Source organism: Thermosynechococcus sp. (genome assembly GCF_046299655.1).
Taxonomy (GTDB): Bacteria; Cyanobacteriota; Cyanobacteriia; order Thermosynechococcales; family Thermosynechococcaceae; genus Thermosynechococcus.
Genome location: NZ_JBKBHZ010000004.1, coordinates 104,599 through 123,165 on the forward strand (window position 1 = coordinate 104,599; position 18,567 = coordinate 123,165).

18 protein-coding genes are annotated in these 18,567 nt (G+C 54.5%); 11 read left to right on the plus strand and 7 right to left on the minus strand.

Features of this window, described 5'->3' with window-relative positions:
• Window positions 1-3: 3 nt before the first annotated feature.
• From ACK4HN_RS04315 to nagA, 3 genes are read left to right on the plus strand one after another with little or no spacing between them, the layout of a single operon-like run.
• Complete coding sequence (locus ACK4HN_RS04315) at window positions 4-1,635, plus strand: helicase HerA domain-containing protein (RefSeq protein ID WP_409868319.1); 1,632 nt, start codon at window positions 4-6, stop codon at window positions 1,633-1,635.
• Between the two features lie 50 nt (window positions 1,636-1,685).
• A complete protein-coding gene (locus ACK4HN_RS04320) occupies window positions 1,686-1,913 on the plus strand; it encodes an indolepyruvate ferredoxin oxidoreductase subunit alpha (RefSeq protein ID WP_409852451.1) in 228 nt (75 codons plus the stop codon).
• Complete coding sequence (gene nagA / locus ACK4HN_RS04325) at window positions 1,910-3,091, plus strand: N-acetylglucosamine-6-phosphate deacetylase (RefSeq protein ID WP_409868320.1); 1,182 nt, start codon at window positions 1,910-1,912, stop codon at window positions 3,089-3,091. Before ACK4HN_RS04320 ends, nagA begins: the two co-directional genes overlap by 4 nt.
• Here nagA and ACK4HN_RS04330 read toward each other — a convergent pair.
• Window positions 3,032-3,301 (minus strand): CD225/dispanin family protein, encoded by a 270-nt coding sequence (locus ACK4HN_RS04330; protein WP_181494557.1) that lies wholly within the window; start codon window positions 3,299-3,301, stop codon window positions 3,032-3,034. The genes nagA and ACK4HN_RS04330 overlap by 60 nt on opposite strands.
• Window positions 3,302-3,494: 193 nt before the next feature.
• Between ACK4HN_RS04330 and ACK4HN_RS04335 the strand changes: the two genes are divergently transcribed.
• Window positions 3,495-4,361: a tetratricopeptide repeat protein gene (locus tag ACK4HN_RS04335; protein WP_409868370.1), complete on the plus strand. Its 867-nt coding sequence runs from the start codon at window positions 3,495-3,497 to the stop codon at window positions 4,359-4,361.
• 1 nt (window position 4,362) lies between these two features.
• The gene (locus tag ACK4HN_RS04340; RefSeq protein WP_409852444.1) at window positions 4,363-4,890 is read left to right on the plus strand and encodes a GNAT family N-acetyltransferase; all 528 of its coding nucleotides are present in this window, start codon (window positions 4,363-4,365) and stop codon (window positions 4,888-4,890) included.
• Here ACK4HN_RS04340 and recA read toward each other — a convergent pair.
• Entirely contained in the window at window positions 4,857-5,915 is a 1,059-nt protein-coding gene (gene recA, locus ACK4HN_RS04345) for a recombinase RecA (RefSeq protein WP_409868321.1), read from the minus strand. The two genes, ACK4HN_RS04340 and recA, sit on opposite strands and share 34 nt — an antisense overlap.
• A 76-nt stretch (window positions 5,916-5,991) precedes the next feature.
• The gene (locus ACK4HN_RS04350) at window positions 5,992-6,780 is read right to left on the minus strand and encodes a hypothetical protein (protein ID WP_409868322.1); all 789 of its coding nucleotides are present in this window, start codon (window positions 6,778-6,780) and stop codon (window positions 5,992-5,994) included.
• Window positions 6,781-6,903: 123 nt separating this feature from the next.
• Between ACK4HN_RS04350 and ACK4HN_RS04355 the strand changes: the two genes are divergently transcribed.
• Together ACK4HN_RS04355 and ACK4HN_RS04360 are read left to right on the plus strand one after the other, a co-directional pair.
• Complete coding sequence (locus ACK4HN_RS04355; protein WP_409877279.1) at window positions 6,904-7,272, plus strand: thioredoxin family protein; 369 nt, start codon at window positions 6,904-6,906, stop codon at window positions 7,270-7,272.
• Between the two features lie 9 nt (window positions 7,273-7,281).
• Window positions 7,282-8,439, plus strand: a complete 1,158-nt coding sequence (locus ACK4HN_RS04360) for a DUF58 domain-containing protein (protein ID WP_409868324.1) — start codon at window positions 7,282-7,284, stop codon at window positions 8,437-8,439.
• Here ACK4HN_RS04360 and ACK4HN_RS04365 read toward each other — a convergent pair.
• Complete coding sequence (locus tag ACK4HN_RS04365) at window positions 8,436-11,126, minus strand: CHAT domain-containing tetratricopeptide repeat protein (protein ID WP_409868325.1); 2,691 nt, start codon at window positions 11,124-11,126, stop codon at window positions 8,436-8,438. The genes ACK4HN_RS04360 and ACK4HN_RS04365 overlap by 4 nt on opposite strands.
• Before the next feature lie 343 nt (window positions 11,127-11,469).
• Here ACK4HN_RS04365 and ACK4HN_RS04370 point away from each other — a divergent pair, with 343 nt between their 5' ends.
• Window positions 11,470-11,730: a hypothetical protein gene (locus ACK4HN_RS04370; protein WP_409868326.1), complete on the plus strand. Its 261-nt coding sequence runs from the start codon at window positions 11,470-11,472 to the stop codon at window positions 11,728-11,730.
• A gap of 165 nt (window positions 11,731-11,895) precedes the next feature.
• The gene (locus ACK4HN_RS04375) at window positions 11,896-12,111 is read left to right on the plus strand and encodes a hypothetical protein (protein WP_409852428.1); all 216 of its coding nucleotides are present in this window, start codon (window positions 11,896-11,898) and stop codon (window positions 12,109-12,111) included.
• Here ACK4HN_RS04375 and ACK4HN_RS04380 read toward each other — a convergent pair.
• Together ACK4HN_RS04380 and ACK4HN_RS04385 are read right to left on the minus strand one after the other, a co-directional pair.
• Window positions 12,108-13,565 carry a DUF58 domain-containing protein gene (locus tag ACK4HN_RS04380; RefSeq protein ID WP_409868327.1) on the minus strand — a complete coding sequence of 486 codons (1,458 nt, stop codon included), beginning with the start codon at window positions 13,563-13,565 and terminating at the stop codon, window positions 12,108-12,110. The genes ACK4HN_RS04375 and ACK4HN_RS04380 overlap by 4 nt on opposite strands.
• On the minus strand, window positions 13,562-14,512 hold the full coding sequence (locus ACK4HN_RS04385) for an AAA family ATPase (protein WP_409868328.1): 951 nt from the start codon (window positions 14,510-14,512) through the stop codon (window positions 13,562-13,564). Before ACK4HN_RS04385 ends, ACK4HN_RS04380 begins: the two co-directional genes overlap by 4 nt.
• 128 nt (window positions 14,513-14,640) lie before the next feature.
• On the opposite strand from ACK4HN_RS04385, the gene ACK4HN_RS04390 reads away from it, so the two are divergent.
• Together ACK4HN_RS04390 and ACK4HN_RS04395 are read left to right on the plus strand one after the other, a co-directional pair.
• Complete coding sequence (locus ACK4HN_RS04390; RefSeq protein ID WP_409868329.1) at window positions 14,641-15,375, plus strand: hypothetical protein; 735 nt, start codon at window positions 14,641-14,643, stop codon at window positions 15,373-15,375.
• Window positions 15,376-15,517: 142 nt separating this feature from the next.
• Window positions 15,518-18,046: a glycogen/starch/alpha-glucan phosphorylase gene (locus tag ACK4HN_RS04395; RefSeq protein ID WP_409868330.1), complete on the plus strand. Its 2,529-nt coding sequence runs from the start codon at window positions 15,518-15,520 to the stop codon at window positions 18,044-18,046.
• A 54-nt stretch (window positions 18,047-18,100) separates the two neighbouring features.
• On the opposite strand, the gene ACK4HN_RS04400 is transcribed toward ACK4HN_RS04395, so the two are convergent.
• Window positions 18,101-18,463 (minus strand): DUF6464 family protein, encoded by a 363-nt coding sequence (locus ACK4HN_RS04400; protein WP_409868331.1) that lies wholly within the window; start codon window positions 18,461-18,463, stop codon window positions 18,101-18,103.
• Window positions 18,464-18,567: the final 104 nt, after the last annotated feature.

The window sequence follows — 18,567 nt, forward strand, 5'->3', positions numbered from 1 at the left end:
GCCATGACGACTCAACAATTGGGAATTGTCGTGCAAGGCTCTCTTAGTCAAGGCCTTGAAGTGCGACTCAGGGGCGGTGTCTCTGTAGAGGAATTGCGGGTAGGCCAATTTTTAGTGGTCCAAGGCCAGCGATCCCGCTTCTTTTGCCTGCTGACGGACGTGGTGCTTGGGACAGCCAATCCCCGCATTCTCCTCAATCCTCCTGCCCTTGAGGATACGTTTTTACAAGAGGTGCTAGCGGGTACAGGTACGTTTGCGACGCTGAGTGTGGCACCGATGTTGATGATTCTCAAGGATGAGCAGGATTTACTGCCGGTGAAAACCATCCCTAGCCATTTTAGCCCCGTCTATGAAGCAAGTGAGCGGGACTTTCGGGCCGTATTTGGCTGGGAAGATGACCCGCAGCGGCGCAACTTTGCCATCGGTACCCCCTTGGATATGGCGGTGCCCATTTGTTTGGATTTGGATCGTTTTGTGGAGCGCAGCAATGGGGTCTTTGGCAAATCAGGCACGGGAAAATCCTTTTTGACTCGCCTATTGCTGGCGGGCATTATCCAGAAACAGGCGGCGGTGAACCTGATTTTTGACATGCACTCAGAATATGGCTGGGAGGCGACCCGGGAAGGCCAACAGGTAACCACTGTTAAAGGATTGCGGCAACTATTTCCGCGGCAGGTGAAAATTTACACCCTTGATCCTGAATCCACTCGCCGACGCGGAGTGCGCGATGCGCAGGAACTGTACATTGGCTTGGATCAAATTGAGGTCGAGGATTTGGCGCTGGTGCAAGCTGAACTCAACCTTTCGGAGGCCAGTCTTGAGAATGCCATGATTTTGCGCAATGAGTTTGGCAAGGACTGGATTAGTCGCCTCTTGGTGATGACAAATCAGGAGATTCAGGAGTTTTGCGAAACCAAGATGGGCAGCAAGGCCTCGATCATGGCGCTGCAACGGAAACTGACACGGCTGGAACAACTGAAGTATTTGCGCCACACCTGTAGTAAGAACTACATTGGCCAGATTTTGGAGACACTGGCTGCGGGTCAGCACGTGGTAATCGAGTTTGGCTCCCAAGCCAACATGCTCTCCTATATGCTGGCAACAAACATTATTGCCCGCCGCATTCACCAAGCCTATGTGCAGCAGTCGGAGATATTTCTGCAAACCAAAAATCCCAGCGATCGCCCGCGTCAACTGGTGATTACCATCGAGGAAGCCCATCGCTTTTTGGAGCCGGCCACGGTAAAACAGACAATCTTTGGCACGATCGCCCGCGAAATGCGCAAATACTTTGTGACGCTCCTCGTGGTGGATCAGCGACCTTCTGGGATTGACAGCGAGATCATGTCGCAAATTGGCACCCGCATCACTGCCCTCCTCAATGATGAAAAGGACATTGAGGCCATTTTCACGGGGGTGGCAGGCTCGCAGCAGTTGCGATCGGTGTTGGCCAAGTTAGATTCTAAACAACAGGCGCTAGTGCTAGGTCATGCGGTGCCGATGCCCGTGGTGATCCAGACCCGCAGCTATGACGAAAGCTTTTATGCTGAGATTGGCGATCGCGATTGGCAGGAACTCCCCACCCCCCTGCTCCTAGAGGCAGCGCAAGCAGCAAAGTCAGATTTAGGGATCTAGCCGAGGGCTTTAGAATTGATCCTGAATCAACACTCAGTGAGGAGAACACTGTGGCGCACACCATTGTCACGAATACCTGCGAAGGGGTTGCCGATTGTGTAGAGGCCTGCCCAGTGGCCTGTATCCATCCGGGGCCGGGCAAAAATACCAAGGGCACCGATTGGTACTGGATTGATTTTGCCACGTGTATTGACTGCGGCATTTGTTTGCAAGTGTGCCCTGTCGAGGGGGCAATTGTCCCCGAAGAACGCCCTGATCTGCAAGCAACGCCGACATGAGGACGGTGCAGTGGCTGGATCGCGTGCGGCTTGCGGGAAGCGATCGCTGGCAACAGGTACAGCTCACAAATGGCAAAGTGACGGCGATCGGCACTGACCTCATTCCCGCCGATGGCGCTACAGTGGTAGACTTCCACGGCAATTATCTCTCCTTGGGGGGCGTGGATCTGCAAATTAATGGTGCCTTGGGCATGCCCTTTCCTCGGTTAAAGACCGCTGCACCCCTGTCCAAAATTGGCCGCTACCTTTGGCAACAGGGAATTGATGCCTACGCCCCCACCCTTGTGACCGCTCCCCTTGAGGAAATTCACACTGCTCTGAAAGCAATTCAAGAGTACACTCCCAAAGCGTCAGAGCCTGAAGCGGAGATTTTGGGGGTGCACCTAGAAGGGCCGTTTCTGAATCCCCAGAAGTGCGGTGCCCATCCCGCCTCTTATCTTCAGCCCCTCACCCTAGAAAGGGTGGAAACGGTTCTAGGGGAGTTTAAGGCATCTGTCAAGATTCTCACCCTTGCTCCCGAATTAGACCCCAAGGGTGACGTGCTGCCCTTGCTGCGGCAGTGGGGGATCACCGTCAGTTTGGGGCACTCTATGGCCACCGTGGAGGAAGCACAGGCGGCCTTTGCTGCTGGTGCCACAATGATCACCCATGCCTTTAATGCCATGCCGCCCCTGCATCATCGCGCGCCGGGGTTGTTGGCTGCCGCCTTAACAGATCAACGGGTGTGGTGCGGCGTGATTGGCGATGGGGTTCATGTCCATCCCCAGATGCTGAAGGTCTTGTGGCAGTGTGCGGGCGATCGCCTGTTTTTGGTCAGCGATGCCTTAGCACCCCTTGGCTTGGGGGATGGCATTTATCCATGGGATCAACGGCACATTGGAGTGAAAAATGGCACAGCACGCCTTGAGGATGGCACCCTCTGTGGTACAACTGTTCCCCTCTTGGCCATGGTGGGGCGGCTTGTGGATTGGGGCGTGTGTGATTTTGAGGCGGCCCTTGCCTTGGCCACAGTGAACCCGCGCCGCGCTATGGGATTGAGCACAGCGTTAGTCGGACAACCCCTAAGCCATCTGTTGCGTTGGCGATCGCCCCACCATTACGAGCGCTTGGTCAATAATCTAGATGCCACCTTGCTCAGCGACGATCGCGAGAATCATGAGGATGGCATAAATCGCTGAGCCAAGAAATCCCAAGATAAAGGCAATCAATGTGAATAGCTTTGCTTTATTCGAGGCATCCAATGCCCCAGCGCGATCGCCTGCCGCTAACCTTGAATTCACTTGGGCAGCAAAAATAATAGCGACAATACCGAAGGGCAAACAGCAGCAAATCGTGGACAGAATCGCTGGAACCATATAATTGGGAATATTTTCATTGGAAGGGTTCATTGTTAAATTTCCTTAAAAAAATCAGGTTTGAAAGGGTTTAGAAAATTGCCAGCAATTGATTAGCTATCTAAAGGCAATCCTCTGCCTTCCACTTTTGCCAAGAGCCGCCCCCAGTCGCCGCAAACGTCGGTAGAGTATGGCAAACTAAAGAGGAATTCACTTAGTTGGCAACACGGAAACTATCGTGCTTAAAATGCTTGCCCGTTTAACCTTGGGTCTGGGTCTCGTGCTCCTGAACGCTAGTCTGGCAGCGGCACAAGTGGTGTTACCGCGCACCCTTGAACTCAATGCCAAGGAGATGGAGCAAAATGGCTTTATCGTGGCGCAAGAAGCCCTGCAACTGGCGCAGTTCCAGCAATTTCAAGATGCCCTAGCGCGGGCAAAACTAGCCGTGCAGTTAGCTCCTCAAGCCTACGAAATTTGGGCATTGCTGGGGGGACTCTACCTGACCGTTAATCAACCTAAGGATGCGGTGCCAGCCCTAGAGCAGTCTTTGAAGCTAAATGATAAAAATGCGGGGGCGTATTTCAACTTAGGTTCTGCCCATTTTCGCTTAGGACAGTATGGAGCATCGGTGCGGGCGATCGAGCAGGGATTGGCACTGAAACCCGATGCCACAGAGGAATGGTTTAACCTTGGCAATGCCTATCTCAAATTGGGACAAAAGGATCGGGCGATCGAACAATATCGCCGCTCATTACGCTTGGATCGACGGTTTTGGCCAGCCTACACCAACATTGGTCTTGTGCTCTACGAACAGGGGAATATCCGCCAAGCCGCCAAGAACTGGGAGCAGGCGGCAAACATTGACCCCAAGGCGAGTGAACCGAAACTGGCTCTAGCCACTGCCTTGCTGCAACTAGGGAATGAAGCAAGAGCACTACAACTAGCGGAGGAAGCCCTGCGCCTTGATAGCCGCTATGGCACGGTGGAGTTTCAACGGGAAAACCTCTGGGGCGATCGCTTGGTAGCAGATACGCAAGCCCTATTGGCCAAGCCCCCCCTGCGGGCACTGATGAGCCAACTCCAACCTGAGCAATCTGCCCTGCCTCAGCCCTAGGATGATTGAAATTCGCCTAGCAGAGATTACCGACTTACCCAAGGTGGCTCAACTTGTAGCGCTGAGTTTTCATCCGGGTGGCGGTTGGCAAGCCCTTTGGCGCAGTTTTGTCCAGTTGGGGATTGAGCAGGATTTGCGCGATCGCTGGCAACGTGAGCGTCCCCACTACCACTGTTGGCTAGCCGTCCTATCCACGGGTAGATCTACTTTATGTGTGGGAAGTGTTGAAGTACAGCTCCGCGAGATCAAGGGTAAACCAAAACCTTATCTTTCTAATTTGGCAGTTCACCCTGACTATCGGCGTCGAGGGATTGGCCGGCGACTATTGCACACTGTTGAAGCTAGCCTTTGCGCCACCTATTCCGATCTCTATCTTCATGTCCTCGCGCAAAATGAAGCGGCGCAGCAGTTATATGCCCGCTGTGGCTTTGAGGTCGTTGAGGAAGGCTTCACGTTTTGGCGAGAGCGGAAGTTGCTCCTCCGCAAGTTCCTTGCCTACGCCCCTTCACCCATTTCATCGGGAGCATGAGTCACACGGTTTGCCGAGACAGCTGCCCCTTGATCGAGCTTTTGCCGCACCTGCTGCTCCACCTCTTGGGCAAAAGCAGGGTTTTCTTCCATGTACTTAATGGTGTTGTCGCGGCCTTGGGCAAGATTTTCGCCGTTGTAGGCATACCAAGCCCCTTTGCGGGTAATGACACCCGTTTCTTCGGCCATATCGAGAATGCAGCCGAGATTGGAAATGCCCTTGCCAAAAATGATGTCAAATTCGGCAATGCGAAAGGGCGGTGCCACCTTGTTTTTGGCCACCTTGACTTTGGCGCGAATACCAAATTCCTCCGTTCCCTTTTTCAGGGTTTGCACCCGCCGAATATCCAAACGTACTGAGGCATAGAACTTGAGGGCGGTTCCCCCTGTTGTCGTTTCTGGGTTACCGTAGGTGACGCCAATCTTTTGCCGCAATTGGTTGAGGAAAATCACGGTGCAGCCTGTTTTAGCGATATTGCCGGTAATTTTGCGCAGGGCTTGGCTCATGAGGCGGGCTTGCAGCCCCACGTGGCTATCCCCCATGTCCCCCTCAATTTCGGCACGGGGCACCAAGGCGGCAACGGAGTCCACTACTACAATATCCACTGCTGTGGAGCGCACCAGTTGATCAACAATTTCTAGGCCTGCTTCTCCCGTGTCGGGCTGGGCAACTAGCAGGTTTTCAATGTCTACCCCTAGGGCAGCCGCATAGGTGGGATCAAGGGCATGTTCGGCATCCACAAAGGCCGCTACGCCACCCGCCTTCTGGACTTCGGCTACAGCGTGGAGCGCCAAGGTGGTTTTCCCCGAACTTTCAGGGCCATAAATTTCAATGATTCGCCCCTTCGGCAGGCCACCTCCCAAGGCAAGGTCAAGGGTGAGTGCCCCACTGGAAATGGTCTCCACCTTCATGCGGGTGGCATCTCCAAGGCGCATGATGCTGCCCTTACCAAAAGTCCGTTCGATTTGGGAGACGGCAAGCTCTAGAGCTTTGCGCTTTTCAGGGGAAAGGGTGGCGTCACTCATAGAAAGCTGAAGAAGAAGTTGGCACTTTTCTAGGTTAGCGGATTGGCGAAATTGATCACTAAGCTGAGAAAGTAAATTAGATCAACTTGCGACGCACAACAATGGCATTGTCACCCACCACCGGATCGCGGACAAGCTGCCGTCCTTCAGTATCCACAACAATCACAGTCTGATACCCCAAATCATGGGCGGTTTGCCAAAGGTTTTGGGCTAGTTGATCCTGCTTTGTAGGACTGAGATCATACCAACTGTTGGCCAGCATCAGTTCCAAGCGCTGTTCGCTGGGGGTGAGGGTTAAGGTGGGATCAAGAGCGTTGCTGTAGCGATCGCAAATGGCCAGCAATTGCTGGCGGACGGTGAGGCTGTCACTGATGGGGGAGGAAGGAGCGATCGCCACCGCGGTAGGGGTGGGCTTTGGTATTGGGGCGGGTGGGGGAGATGGGGTTGCTGCCCTTGGTGGGGCGGCGGGTCGGGGTTGCACTAGGACACTGGGTTGGGGAGGCGGGGTCGCTTTCACGGTTGGCCGAGGGGGAGATTGAAACCAACTGAGGGGATTGAGCCAGAGGAGAATGAGCAGGAGGGCGATCGCTAGCGCCGTCAATGTTGCACGATTGTAACGCTGCTGCAAATGACTGGGTAACCGCTGGTGTACCCAGCCCATGCCCTGCCACCATAGAGCTGCCCCCCGATAAATCCATGCACGTTCGGCAGCCAACTGCTCTGGGGCGATCGCCCGTTGTGTGGCCACCCCCTTGAGTTGCTCTGCGGCCGTACTCAGGAGGTAATTGATCCCCTGCAGGGTAGCGATCGCTTCCCGTAACAGCAGGGGGAAAAGTTTTTGCCAAAGGGTGGGCTTGGGGGTCATTGGGGAGCGCCAATCGATCGTCTGAGCTATTTTTGATCCTACGGCATCCTATGGCCGCAAATCGCTGCTGCAAAACCGCCGCTGACTGCTACCATGATCCCAAGACAAAACGAGATAACAAACGTGAAGGGCATTCAGCAATTTAATATTGAAGGATTTCAGCGGCAAATTCGCAGTGCTCCCGTGCCTGTGATTGTGCACTTTTGGGCCCCTTGGTGTGGCCTCTGCCGCCTAGTTGATCCCCTCCTAGAGCAAGTGGAGCAGTCGCTGCCTCAGCGGTTGCAGGTTCTCAGGATCAATGCCGATGAGAACTTTGCCCTCAGTCGTCACTTCCAACTAACAAGTTTGCCCACTCTCCTCTTTTTTGACCGCGGGGAATTGGTGCAGCGGTTTGATCCTGTCCTTGTTAAGGGGGATCTGCGTCAAGCCCTCCAGCAACTCCTAGACCATTCGTTTCCTAGCCTATTGCCCGCCCAGTCTCACCGCTCTTAAGGCTCGCCAATGACCAAGCTGCGTCGCCTCAATCAGTTTTTAGAGGAGCGCTGGGTGACCCCTGCCTATGCGGGGCTATTGCTTTTAGGCATGAATCTCTTTTTCTTTGCGGCAGCCATTAACTCCATGGCGGGTTGGCTGTACGTGATTACAGGGATCATTGTTGGTCTGCTTTTGGTGGCCGCGATTCTACCGCCGCGCTATTTGCGGGGATTGGTGCTGGAACGAGCCAAGGTGGAGCCAGTTTATGCGGGCGATCGCCTGCGCCTCACGGTCTTCCTCACCAACACCACCCAAACGCCTCGCCACAATTTGCAAATCATTGACCCCATTCCCCGTGATCTCTGGTCAGCCACGCAGCGCGAATCTCCCCAACAGGCGATCGAGCGGCTGCCACCCCAGGAAACAATCACTTGGCAGTACGATCTCATCCCACCGCGTCGCGGCATATATGAGTGGCAACAGCTTTACCTGCGCACCGCTGCTCCCTTGGGACTCTTTTGGTGCCGTCGCTCGTTTGCGGTGCCCCAGCAGGTGGTCGTCTATCCGCAGGTACTGCAACTGCAACAGTGTCCATTGCTGGATCAACTGGGGCAAGAGATCTGCCAAGAGTGGCGCGATCGCCAGCATCATCTGCACGTCGCCCAGGAAGGCATTACCCGCGCCTTGCGTCCCTACCGCTGGGGAGACCCGTTGCGTTTGGTGCATTGGCGCACCAGTGCCCGGTATGGGGAACTGCGGGTGCGCGAGTTTGACACCTTTAGTGGGGGCAATGCCGTGACTGTTGCCCTCGATACCCGTTCCCACTGGCGCGAGGAAGACTTTGAACAAGCGGTGATTGCGGCGGCCAGCCTCTACCTTTACAGTTTGCAACAGCAAATTCCCGTGCAGTTTTGGAGTCCCGCTACGGGGATGCTCCATGGTCAGCCAACGGTACTGCGGGCACTGGCGGCGATCGCCCCCTGCGACAGGTCTGCTGAGTATCCGATTGATTCCCTTGTCTGGCTTACCAGTCAATGGCCTAGCCCTCAACCTCTGCCCGCTGGCAGTGTCACTGTGCTCTGGGGAGAGCCACCGCCACGGCAGCAAGGGGCAATTCTTTGGATTGATCGCGATCGCCCCCTTAGCCTTCAACTACAGACCGCTGTCGCCTATCCCCTGCCTTAGGGCAGCGGGCGCCACTCACCACTGCTGACAAAGGCAGCCCAAAAATAGGGAATTTGCTTACTGGGATCATTCATTAACTGCAACTGCGCTTGCCGTAGGGCTTCACTGCGTCCCTTGCCGGCTGCCAGATTTTGATAAAAGGCCACCATCAGTTGTTGGGTTGTGGTGTCATCCACCTTCCAAAGGGAACTCACTTGGGTGCGCGCCCCCGCCAGGGTAAAGGCTCGCCGCAACCCGTAGACCCCATCGCCATTGAGGATATCACCGCGCCCGGTATCACAGGCAGACATCACCACTAACTCGGTACCATTAAGGTTGATGCCGGTCACTTCAAAAGCTGTTAACACGCCATCATCTACCCCACTCTGCCGTTCATTGAAGCCCGCCAAGGCAAGGCCAGAGCGCAAGAGGGGATTTTCACCGCCAAAGGGGACATAGGCATTAAGGCCACGGGTATTTTGCAGGACTTGGGGAGAGACGGGCGGACTTTCCAAGAAAAATCCGTGGGTAGCCAAGTGGAGAACGCGGGGGCGTCGGGTTTCTTTGACTGCCGTTTCCGTGGCATCGCTGCCTGTGAGCACTTGAGCCTGAGGCAAGAGACCGCTCAGAGTTTTCACCTCGGTGGCTGTTCCCGGCAGTTCTGTAAATGTCAGGCTGCGCAAATCCAGCGATCGCGGGTTCACCCCCCGCTGGCTCCCTGCCACGGCACGACCAATCCCTTGACTAAACGTAGGATTACCCACCACCAAGGGGGGATTTGCAGGTTTGCCCCGCTGTTGTAGCCGCAGTAAGTCGCGGCCTGAGGTCAGCAGTGTGATTGTATAGGACTGCACCAGATAGCGATCTTGGCGATCCACCAAGGCCTCAAAGGACAGGGTGTTCAACTGTCCATCGGGGGCGACTAGGAGATGGGTACTGCCCGCGAGGAAGGGTTCCAGAGGAGCCAAGAGGCGCTCATAGGCTGCTTTCAAGGAGGGCTTCGTTGCCGTAGCGGGCAATCTGGGATCCGCCATCCGCTGGCGTGCTGCTTTGATGACCGTATCCAGATCAGCGACTGTCCCCAAGTCTCGCCATTGGGGGGCACCACTATTTTTCAGGCCATAGAGGGCATAGCGGGGGGCTTCCCAGCGGTTGGTTTTCGGAGTGTAGGGCACATATTCAATAAACTCCAGCAGCACGGTATTGGCGGGAATTGCTTGCTGCACCGCACTGAGGGTGACGGGGGTAACTTCCAAACGGAAGTTGGCATTTTGGCTCACCAGTTGGGCTTCTAGTTGGTTGGCCCGCTGTTCCAGTTGGCTAATTTGGCTGGCCGGCGGTGGGCGATCGCGCACAAAGGTGAGACTAGCAAGCTGGGTTCGCACACGAATCAATTCATCCAGTTGCTGCCGCCCCGAGGCATCCAGTTCATTGCGTAGGCGACTGGCCGTTGCCGCTAAAACATCCAACAGCCGACCTTTACGGCGCAAAATGGTTGTCAAGGCTAGGTTAGCCACCCTTGGATTCTGGGGATTCCCCTGCAAATGGAAGGAAATAGCGGTGTTGGTGGAGTCTTGAAACGTGGCCAGATAGTTGCGTTTATAAGCCTCGGAGCCAATCACGAGGTTACGGCTAAGGTTGACCTCTTCAATGTCAAGGGCACGGCTGAGCGCCGTTAAGGCCTCATTGATCGTCCCCTGTGCCCAGTAGGATTTTGCTAAATTGGCAAGACTGAGTGCCAAGTAGGGATGCTCGCCACCAAGGGTACGCTGCCGCAGGGCAATACTGCGTTGATAGAGGGGCAGCGCCACCCCGTAATTGCCTTGGACTCGATAGAGTTCAGCCAAGTTGTTAAGGCTCGTAGCCACATCCGGGTGATCTGTCCCCAGCACCTTTTCACGGATCGCCAAACTGCGTTGATAGAGGGGAAGCGCTGCGCCATAATTCCCTTGAGCACGATAGAGTTCGGCAAGATTATTCAACACTGTTGCCACAAGGGGATGCTCTGCTCCTAAGGCAGGTTCGAGTAGGCCAAGACTGCGCTGGTAGAGGGGCAAGGCGGTGGTTAGGCTGCCCTGCAAATGGTACATCACTGCCAAGTTGTGCACACTCAAGCCCACATCGGGATGAGTCTTGCCAAGGGCTTGTTCACGAATCGCAAGGGCGCGTTGATAGAGGGGTAAGGCCTCGCCATAGTTGCCTTGATCGGTGTAGAGGTTGGCGAGGTTATTGAGGCTGGTGGCAACATCAGGGTGATTGGCGCCAAGGGCTTTTTCACGGATGGCTAAGCTGCGCTGATAGAGGGGAATCGCCTCACTAAAGTTGCCCAGTTCTTTGTAGGTGACGGCGAGGTTATTTAAGGTTGCAGCAAGAGTGGGGTGATTAGGCCCTAGAACCCGCTCGGCGATCGCCACCAGTTCCCGCGACGGTGCTACTGCTAGACCATAATTTCCCTGTTTTTGCAGCTGCTCAATCTGATTTGTCAGGGCAATGACATGGCTGTTCTCACCGCCAAAGGGCGTTTTGCGAATCACATCTAGCTCACTGACGGCTGCCTGATAGCGCTGTTGTAGAGCATCCAGTCGCTGCATAATATCGCGCAACTGTTGGGCTTCATTTTGTGCCAGTCCCCGCGAATAAACTCCTGTGGCAGTGGCGATCGCCAACAGAATCGCAAAACAAACCCGCTGACTCCACAACCGTTTCATAAAGTACCTGCCGCTGCTGCTACTTTCATCATAGATAGTTACGCTGGAAATGCGTTCCAGTGTAACAACAAATTACGGTTATCCCCTCCTTTAGGAACACTGTTTATAGTAGAAGATATACAGCTGTTAACAATTAAAAAATCTCTCAGCTTGATGCTGTCTGGGCAAGCTCAATCGCAGGCCACAGCCTTTTTCTCAAAATTCTTAAAATTAAGATATGGAATTCTTCAGGGGGAGGCCAATTGATTTGCACAGTGTTGATTCATTTAAGTGAGTTTCTTCCCTACGAAAAAAAGGTGTATTTCAGATTCTTTTCTGCGTTAACTTATCTGAGAACAATTTTATGGATAGTGATGGTTATCTACCGGAGATTCTTACCCTCCTGCGCCAGTTGTTGCCTTTGCTGATTAGTCTGTTGGATGATGCCTTTGCTGTTGTTCTCACTCGCCTTGGCTGCCATCTTCCTTGGCTAGAGAAGATGATGCCTTTTGTCCTCAGTGGCGTGACGCTCTATGTTGTGATTCATGGCGGGAAGGTGATCTGCAAGTTTTACCAAGAAAAAGGTCAGTCGCCGCAGTCCCCGAATGTATCCCCGTTGCAATAGTGTTAGGAAATCCCCACAAATCCTACTGCATTTTGGTAGTCATTTTTACAATCGCGGGCGATCGCCCTTAAGATCAGTATTGAGGCCTATGACCAATTGAATGTCGGTGTGGGAAGCGTACGGAAGCCTGTGTCGCCATGAACAACGGTGAATTCGAGGCAACCTATGGAACTGCAACGTTCAGTCCCCCCAGCAATTGAGCAAGAATTTATTCAACGTCAGGTGGTGAGTCAACTGCTGCAAGCACGTTTGCGGGCAACTTCTGGGCTAACGCAGACCTCGACACCCCTTCCCCTAGCGACACCAACCGGCGATCGCCCACCTCTGCGGCCATTGCCAGAAACGAGGGAGACCACTGTGATGGAGCCTAGTCAGTCCTAGAGTCGGCCACGGGCTTTCAGCAGCAAATAGCGATCCACCAGTTGCTCACTCATTTGATCCGCAGGAGCGTCGAGGACAAGAACCCCCTGTTGCTCTAGGTGGGCAAAGGCACGCTGTCGCTGATGCAGGAGATCGAGGGCTACGGCCTGTTCATAGAGACTGGAAATTTGATCTACGGCAGCCAAGGGCTGTGGCCTCAACGGGCGGTGGGCAAGGGTTTCAATGTGGCGATCGCGCAAAGCAACACAGAAGGGTAGAAAACGCGGCGTGAGGCGAGCCATGGCCGCGAGGAGTTCTTGGGAGGCCACCTCATCAACCACTTCCGTGAGAACCACTACAAGGGCACGGCGAGTATAGTGTCCCAAGATCGCGCTGACTGTGCCCACATAGTCGGATTCTTCGAGGATGGGTTCACAGCGATAGACCTGACTGAGAATCTGCCCCAGATGGGAATCGCCACTTTGAGGCGCAATCCACGTGCGCAGTTGCTGATCAAAAATTCCCAAGCCCACCTTATCCCCTCGTCGCAAGCCCGTCAGTGCTAGGGCTAATGCCGCATTTAAGCCCCAGTCAAAGCGTTTCAAGCCTGCCACAGTGGCGGTCATCAAGCGGCCTCGATCCAGCAGAATGATGAGGGGTTGATCCCGTTCTGGCTCCATGGCGCGCACAAGCGGTCGTCCGCGGCGAGCACTGGCTTTCCAATCCATGAGGCGCAGATCATCCCCTAGATGGTACTCCCGCAATTCCGCAAACTCGGTGCCCCCCAAGGCATAGCGTCGCCGCCGTAAGCTGCCACTGGACTCTAAACTGAGGCGAATCGAAAGCGATCGCAACCCAATCAAATCGGGATAGACTTCCACTTCAGTCACAACGGGTGCAAACCAGCGTCGCCACGCCAAGCCCCAAGAACTGCGCAGCCGCACATCACAACCTGACCATTGAAAGGCACCCCGTCGCGGTGGAAACACATGGTACAGCAATTCCAACGTACTCTGGGCTGAGGCCGTAAAGGCAAAGTAGGGGGTTTCGCCCGTAAACTCAGCAGGCACATAGTCGTAGAGTTCAACTCTAATCTGAGCACTCAAGGAAACGTTGCCATGGGTGTGGAGCCTGAGGCGAATTGGGTTTTGCCGACCAATGGAGAGCCGTGACTCACAGGTGCGCTCTAGGCTAATTTGCCAGCGGCCGATGCGGATGTAGTCCCACAGGGACAGGCCGAAAATCACCAGATCGTACAGGCCCATCAAGGCCAGCCCCAACCCCAGAGGCCAGTGGTGCAACGCTTGCCGCAACCTCCCTTGGGGAACCGCCTCGGCGATCGGCCATAGCTCTGCTGGCAGAAAGCTGGTCAGGAGAGGAAAGAGAACCCCCAGCAGCAAGAGACCATAGAAGCGAACCGTGGGCACCCAGCGGGGGCGATGGCGACCAAACTGGTAACTGGCCGGTGCTTTCATCGGGGGACAGCAACCTTAGCAAGAATACCTTGGATCACTTGGGGCAGCGTGGTGCCGTCTAACTGGGCTTCGGGCTTGAGGATCAAACGGTGTTGCAGTAGCGGGGTGGCGATCGCCTTCACATCCTCAGGGGTCACATAGGCACGATCCTCTAACCATGCCTGTGCTTGGCTGGCCCGTAACCAGCCCACTGCCGCTCGTGGGGAAGCCCCCAACAACAGTTCGGGATGTTGGCGACTGGCCTGCACCAAGGCCAAAAGATAATCCAGCACCACAGGCTCTACGCGGACTTGCCGCACTTGCTGCCGTGCTGCTAGAACTTCCTCAACGGTAATCAGCGGCTCCAAGTTAAGTTGATCGAGTTGATCGAGATGCCGCGCCTCAAACCCTGCAAGGGCATTCTCCAGCATTTGCCGTTCGGCAGTCGCTTCGGGGTAGGGCACGACTAGCTTAAATAGGAAGCGATCCAGTTGGGCTTCTGGCAGCGGATAGGTTCCTTCAAATTCCAAGGGGTTTTGGGTGGCCACTGTCCAAAATAAACCCGAGAGGGGGAGAGTGGTGCCGTCAAGGGTCACCTGCCGTTCTTCCATGGCTTCGAGGAGGGCTGCTTGGGTTTTGGGCGGTGTACGGTTAATTTCATCCGCCAGCAGCACTTGGGTAAAAATCGGCCCCTTGCGCAGGCGAAAGGTGCGACTGTTAAAGTCAAAGATACTGGTACCGAGAATATCGGCGGGGAGAACATCGGGCGTGAGTTGAATACGGCGAAATTCCGCTGCAATCAGGCGAGCGAGAAGCTTGACAAGGAGGGTTTTGGCGGTTCCCGGCACCCCCTCAAGGATGACATGGCCTTCGGCGAGGAGCGCCACAATTAACCCTTGGGCGATCGCCCCTTGACCGACAACAATCTCATTGAGACGCTGCTGCAGGCTATGAAAAAGCTCTTTCACACCCGTTGTGTCGCTCCTACACTCCCCCAATCCTAGCAGAGACCTTTACCCTCTCCCCCTGATGACAATTAATAAATTTCAGCCTAGGAAAATTGTAAAATTCAGATTGAGGGACTTCTGGCAAACCTGTGACCCCAGTAACTTATACGATTGCCACTGCTGCCCAACAAATCGTCCAGCACCCGCAGCGCAGCCGCCTTTTGAAGCTATTGTATGCCCTTCAGCAGGATCAGTGGCCGACCCAAGCGCCCCCGTGGAGCGTGAACGAGGTGCAACAAGCAGTCATCCAACTCCTTGAGCGGCTGCCAACCTCCACCCTCCTTAAAGAGCGCTTAACTGCCATTGTCAATAGTCTCAACAAAGCACAGGCCTATCAGATTCTCTCAGCGGCACTACTGGAAATTTTGGTGCCCCTCTACACCCAATCCCCGACGGCCACACTGACTATCGAGGCACCCACCCTCAGCACCGCCGATCTCTACGATTTGCGCTTAGAAGTGACCCGCTACTGCACCCCCCTGCACATGAAGCTGCTTGTGGCTGCCCTGTTGACCTCAAAACCTTTCCATGCCCAAAGCCTAGAGCGGTTTACCCTCATTGATTTATTGCAACAGCTGCTCCGCCGCTATGCTGACTTGGAGGTGTTGCAGACACAGATGGCCGCTGCTTTGGCGCGTTTGCCCAATGACCCCCTCTATGCCAGTGGCGGCGATCGCCTGCTTAAACTTCTCCGCATCCTCTACCAACGCTATCAACAAAGCCAGACGCCAGAGGCTACCCTTGGCAGTACGCCACCTCCTTCCCCAGAGGCGGAGCCAGAACTCACCTGCCAACTGTTTCCCCCAGCTCGAGAACAAGAATAGGAGTTGCTTCCCTTGGCAGGTGAAGAGGGTAAAGAGATTCTGTACTTAAGGGAGAAGCAAGGGCGCTCGCGGTAGAACTTAAGGGTGAAGGGTTGACTATACGACTACACGATCGCGTTTGTTCTTGGCGAGGATTTCCACCATGACCAGTCTCATTCCGCCCGGTTGTCCTGCAGTGCTCACGGAAGACGATCGCACCGGTACGAGTGTTGAAACCCTGCGCCGTGCCTTTATGGACAATCTCTTCTTTATCCAAGGGCGCTTTCCCGAAGTGGCAACGAAAAATGATTACTACTTGGCCTTGGCCTACACCGTGCGCGATCGCCTACTGTTGCGTTGGCTGAATTCAGCAAAAACCTATCGAGATCAAGAAAGCCGCACTGTTTGCTATCTTTCTGCTGAATTTTTACTTGGCCCCCACCTTGGCAATAACCTGATTAACCTCGGACTCTATGAGGCCGTTGAAGAAGCCATGCGGCAAACCGGTTTGAACCTCAAAGAACTGCTTGATCAGGAGGAAGAGCCGGGCTTGGGCAATGGTGGCTTGGGGCGCTTGGCGGCCTGCTATATGGATTCCCTCGCTACATTGGAAATCCCCGCCATTGGCTATGGCATTCGCTATGAGTACGGCATCTTTGACCAAGAGATTCGCGATGGCTGGCAAGTCGAGGTTACGGACAAGTGGCTGCGCTACGGTAACCCGTGGGAAATTCCCCGACCAGAGTTGATTTTGCAGGTGAAGTTTGGCGGGCACACCTACAGCTACACCGATGATCAAGGTCGTTATCGGGTGGTCTGGGAACCCCACCAAGTGATTCAGGGGGTGGCCTATGACACCCCAATCTTGGGCTACAAGGTGAATACCGCCAATCTTCTGCGTCTGTGGCGGGCAGAGGCAGTAGAGTCCTTTGACTTTCAAGCTTTTAACACCGGCGATTACTACGGTGCCGTCAACCAAAAAATTGCCTCCGAAAACATCACTAAGGTTCTCTACCCTAACGATGAGCAATTGCAGGGCAAAGAACTGCGGCTGATGCAGCAATATTTCCTCTGCTCCTGTGCCCTGCAGGACATGATTCGCCTCTACAAACAACCAGGGAATCAGGATCTCAGTCGCTTCCATGAGAAGTTCACGGTGCAGTTGAATGATACCCACCCCGCCATTTCGGTGGCCGAACTGATGCGCCTGTTGGTGGATGAGCATCTCATGCCTTGGGAGCAGGCGTGGGACATTACGCGCCAAACCTTTGCCTACACCAACCACACCCTCCTGCCCGAGGCATTGGAAAAATGGCCGCTAGATCTCTTTGGCTCACTGCTGCCCCGCCACTTGCAAATCATCTACGAAATTAACCAACGCTTCCTCGATCAGGTGCGCCTGCAATATCCGGGGGATAACGATCGCCTGCGTCGGCTGTCAATTATTGATGAAAGTGGCTGTCGCTATGTGCGCATGGCCCACTTGGCAGCCGTGGGGAGTCATGCCATCAACGGCGTGGCGGCGCTGCACTCAGAACTCTTGAAACAAACCGTGCTCAAGGATTTCTATGAACTGACGCCGGAGAAGTTCTCCAATAAAACCAATGGCGTCACCCCGCGGCGCTGGATGGTGCTGAGCAATCCCGGATTAACCCGCCTGATTACCGAACGCATTGGTGAGGATTGGGTGAAGCACTTGGATCAACTGCGGCGATTGGAACCCTTGGCAGAGGATCACGACTTTGCTGCCCAGTGGCGATCAGTGAAGCAAGAAAACAAGGAACGTCTTGCGGCGTACATTCGCGATCGCGTGGGAGTAACGGTGGATCCCCATTCCCTCTTTTCGATGTTGGTGAAGCGCATCCATGAGTACAAGCGGCAACATTTGTGTGTCCTCAAGATAATCACCCTCTACCAAATGTTGAAGGACAATCCGCAACTGGATATGGTGCCGCAAACGTTTATTTTTGGTGGTAAAGCAGCGCCGGGCTATTACATGGCCAAGTTGATCATTAAGCTTATTAACTCGGTGGCCGACGTGATTAACCGCGATCCAGCGGTGCGCGATCGCCTGAAGGTGGTCTTTTTGCCCGACTACAACGTGACGCTGGGGCAGCGGGTCTATCCAGCAGCGGATCTCTCCCAGCAAATCTCAACGGCGGGCTACGAAGCCTCAGGCACAGGAAATATGAAATTTGCCCTCAATGGAGCACTGACCATTGGTACCCTCGATGGTGCCAACGTGGAGATTCGCGAAGAGGTGGGGGCAGAAAACTTCTTCCTCTTTGGCCATACGGTGGAGCAGTTGCAGGAATTATGGCGCAACGGCTACCGTCCGTGGGAGTTTGCCAATAGTAACCCAAAGCTGAAGCGAGTCCTTGACCTGATTGGCTCTGGTTACTTTTCCCATGGGGATACGGCACTCTTTCGCCCCATTGTGGAACACCTCTGGCAAAACGATCGCTATTGCCTCTTGGCAGACTACCAAAGCTACGTGGACTGCCATCAACAGGTGCTTCAGGTGTATCAAGATCAAGCCCAATGGACCAAAATGTCCATCCTCAATGTGGCACGCATGGGCAAATTTTCTAGCGATCGCGCCATTCGCGAGTACTGCCAAGACATTTGGCACGTTGAACCAGTGAAAATTGTCCTCCCCGAAACGTCCTATATGACACCCGCTGTACAGTAGGCTGGCCGTTTCTATCACCCTGATGCTCCCCCTCCTCGCGAGGGGTTTTTGCTGTTAAGGTTCTCGAGGCTGGTAATCTCGACAGTTTTGGCAGGAGCCTTGAGGGTTGACCGCGCAGCGCAACAAGGGGGAAAGCGCATTCCAGCGACAGGAAGGATCCCCAATCACCCACTGTCCATTGACGAGATGGCGATCGCTAGTGGTGTCACTGGGTTGCACGTAGAGGGCAATTTTTTCTAGTTGATAGCGCCCACCGCGAAACTGGTAGCGATGACGGCGTTCTAACACCGTATAGGTTTCCCCTTCATGATCCACATGGCAGCCGGGTTGGGGAGTCCAGTCGAGATAAATGTGTCCCAGCGATCGCCGGGGATGGATCAGGTGCAACTCTGTGGGTAGATCGGAGGGGGTTGCCATGCACTCAAGCGGATGACAGAGAGGGGACTGCACGTCATTGGGCATTACTTAACAATCAATCTATCGTATCCTAGCAGTGGCTCCCTTTGCGCGCTGTCTTAAAC

Bases quoted from the DNA above. Each gene is read 5' to 3' on its own strand.
- recA (WP_409868321.1), bottom strand. From the start codon at position 5,915: ATGAGTGACGCCACCCTTTCCCCTGAAAAGCGCAAAGCTCTAGAGCTT.
- ACK4HN_RS04315 (WP_409868319.1), top strand. From the start codon at position 4: ATGACGACTCAACAATTGGGAATTGTCGTGCAAGGCTCTCTTAGTCAA.
- ACK4HN_RS04365 (WP_409868325.1), bottom strand. From the start codon at position 11,126: ATGAAACGGTTGTGGAGTCAGCGGGTTTGTTTTGCGATTCTGTTGGCG.
- ACK4HN_RS04330 (WP_181494557.1), bottom strand. From the start codon at position 3,301: ATGAACCCTTCCAATGAAAATATTCCCAATTATATGGTTCCAGCGATT.
- ACK4HN_RS04350 (WP_409868322.1), bottom strand. From the start codon at position 6,780: ATGACCCCCAAGCCCACCCTTTGGCAAAAACTTTTCCCCCTGCTGTTA.
- ACK4HN_RS04335 (WP_409868370.1), top strand. From the start codon at position 3,495: ATGCTTGCCCGTTTAACCTTGGGTCTGGGTCTCGTGCTCCTGAACGCT.
- ACK4HN_RS04360 (WP_409868324.1), top strand. From the start codon at position 7,282: ATGACCAAGCTGCGTCGCCTCAATCAGTTTTTAGAGGAGCGCTGGGTG.
- ACK4HN_RS04370 (WP_409868326.1), top strand. From the start codon at position 11,470: ATGGATAGTGATGGTTATCTACCGGAGATTCTTACCCTCCTGCGCCAG.
- ACK4HN_RS04380 (WP_409868327.1), bottom strand. From the start codon at position 13,565: ATGAAAGCACCGGCCAGTTACCAGTTTGGTCGCCATCGCCCCCGCTGG.
- ACK4HN_RS04375 (WP_409852428.1), top strand. From the start codon at position 11,896: ATGGAACTGCAACGTTCAGTCCCCCCAGCAATTGAGCAAGAATTTATT.
- ACK4HN_RS04400 (WP_409868331.1), bottom strand. From the start codon at position 18,463: ATGGCAACCCCCTCCGATCTACCCACAGAGTTGCACCTGATCCATCCC.
- ACK4HN_RS04395 (WP_409868330.1), top strand. From the start codon at position 15,518: ATGACCAGTCTCATTCCGCCCGGTTGTCCTGCAGTGCTCACGGAAGAC.
- nagA (WP_409868320.1), top strand. From the start codon at position 1,910: ATGAGGACGGTGCAGTGGCTGGATCGCGTGCGGCTTGCGGGAAGCGAT.
- ACK4HN_RS04340 (WP_409852444.1), top strand. From the start codon at position 4,363: ATGATTGAAATTCGCCTAGCAGAGATTACCGACTTACCCAAGGTGGCT.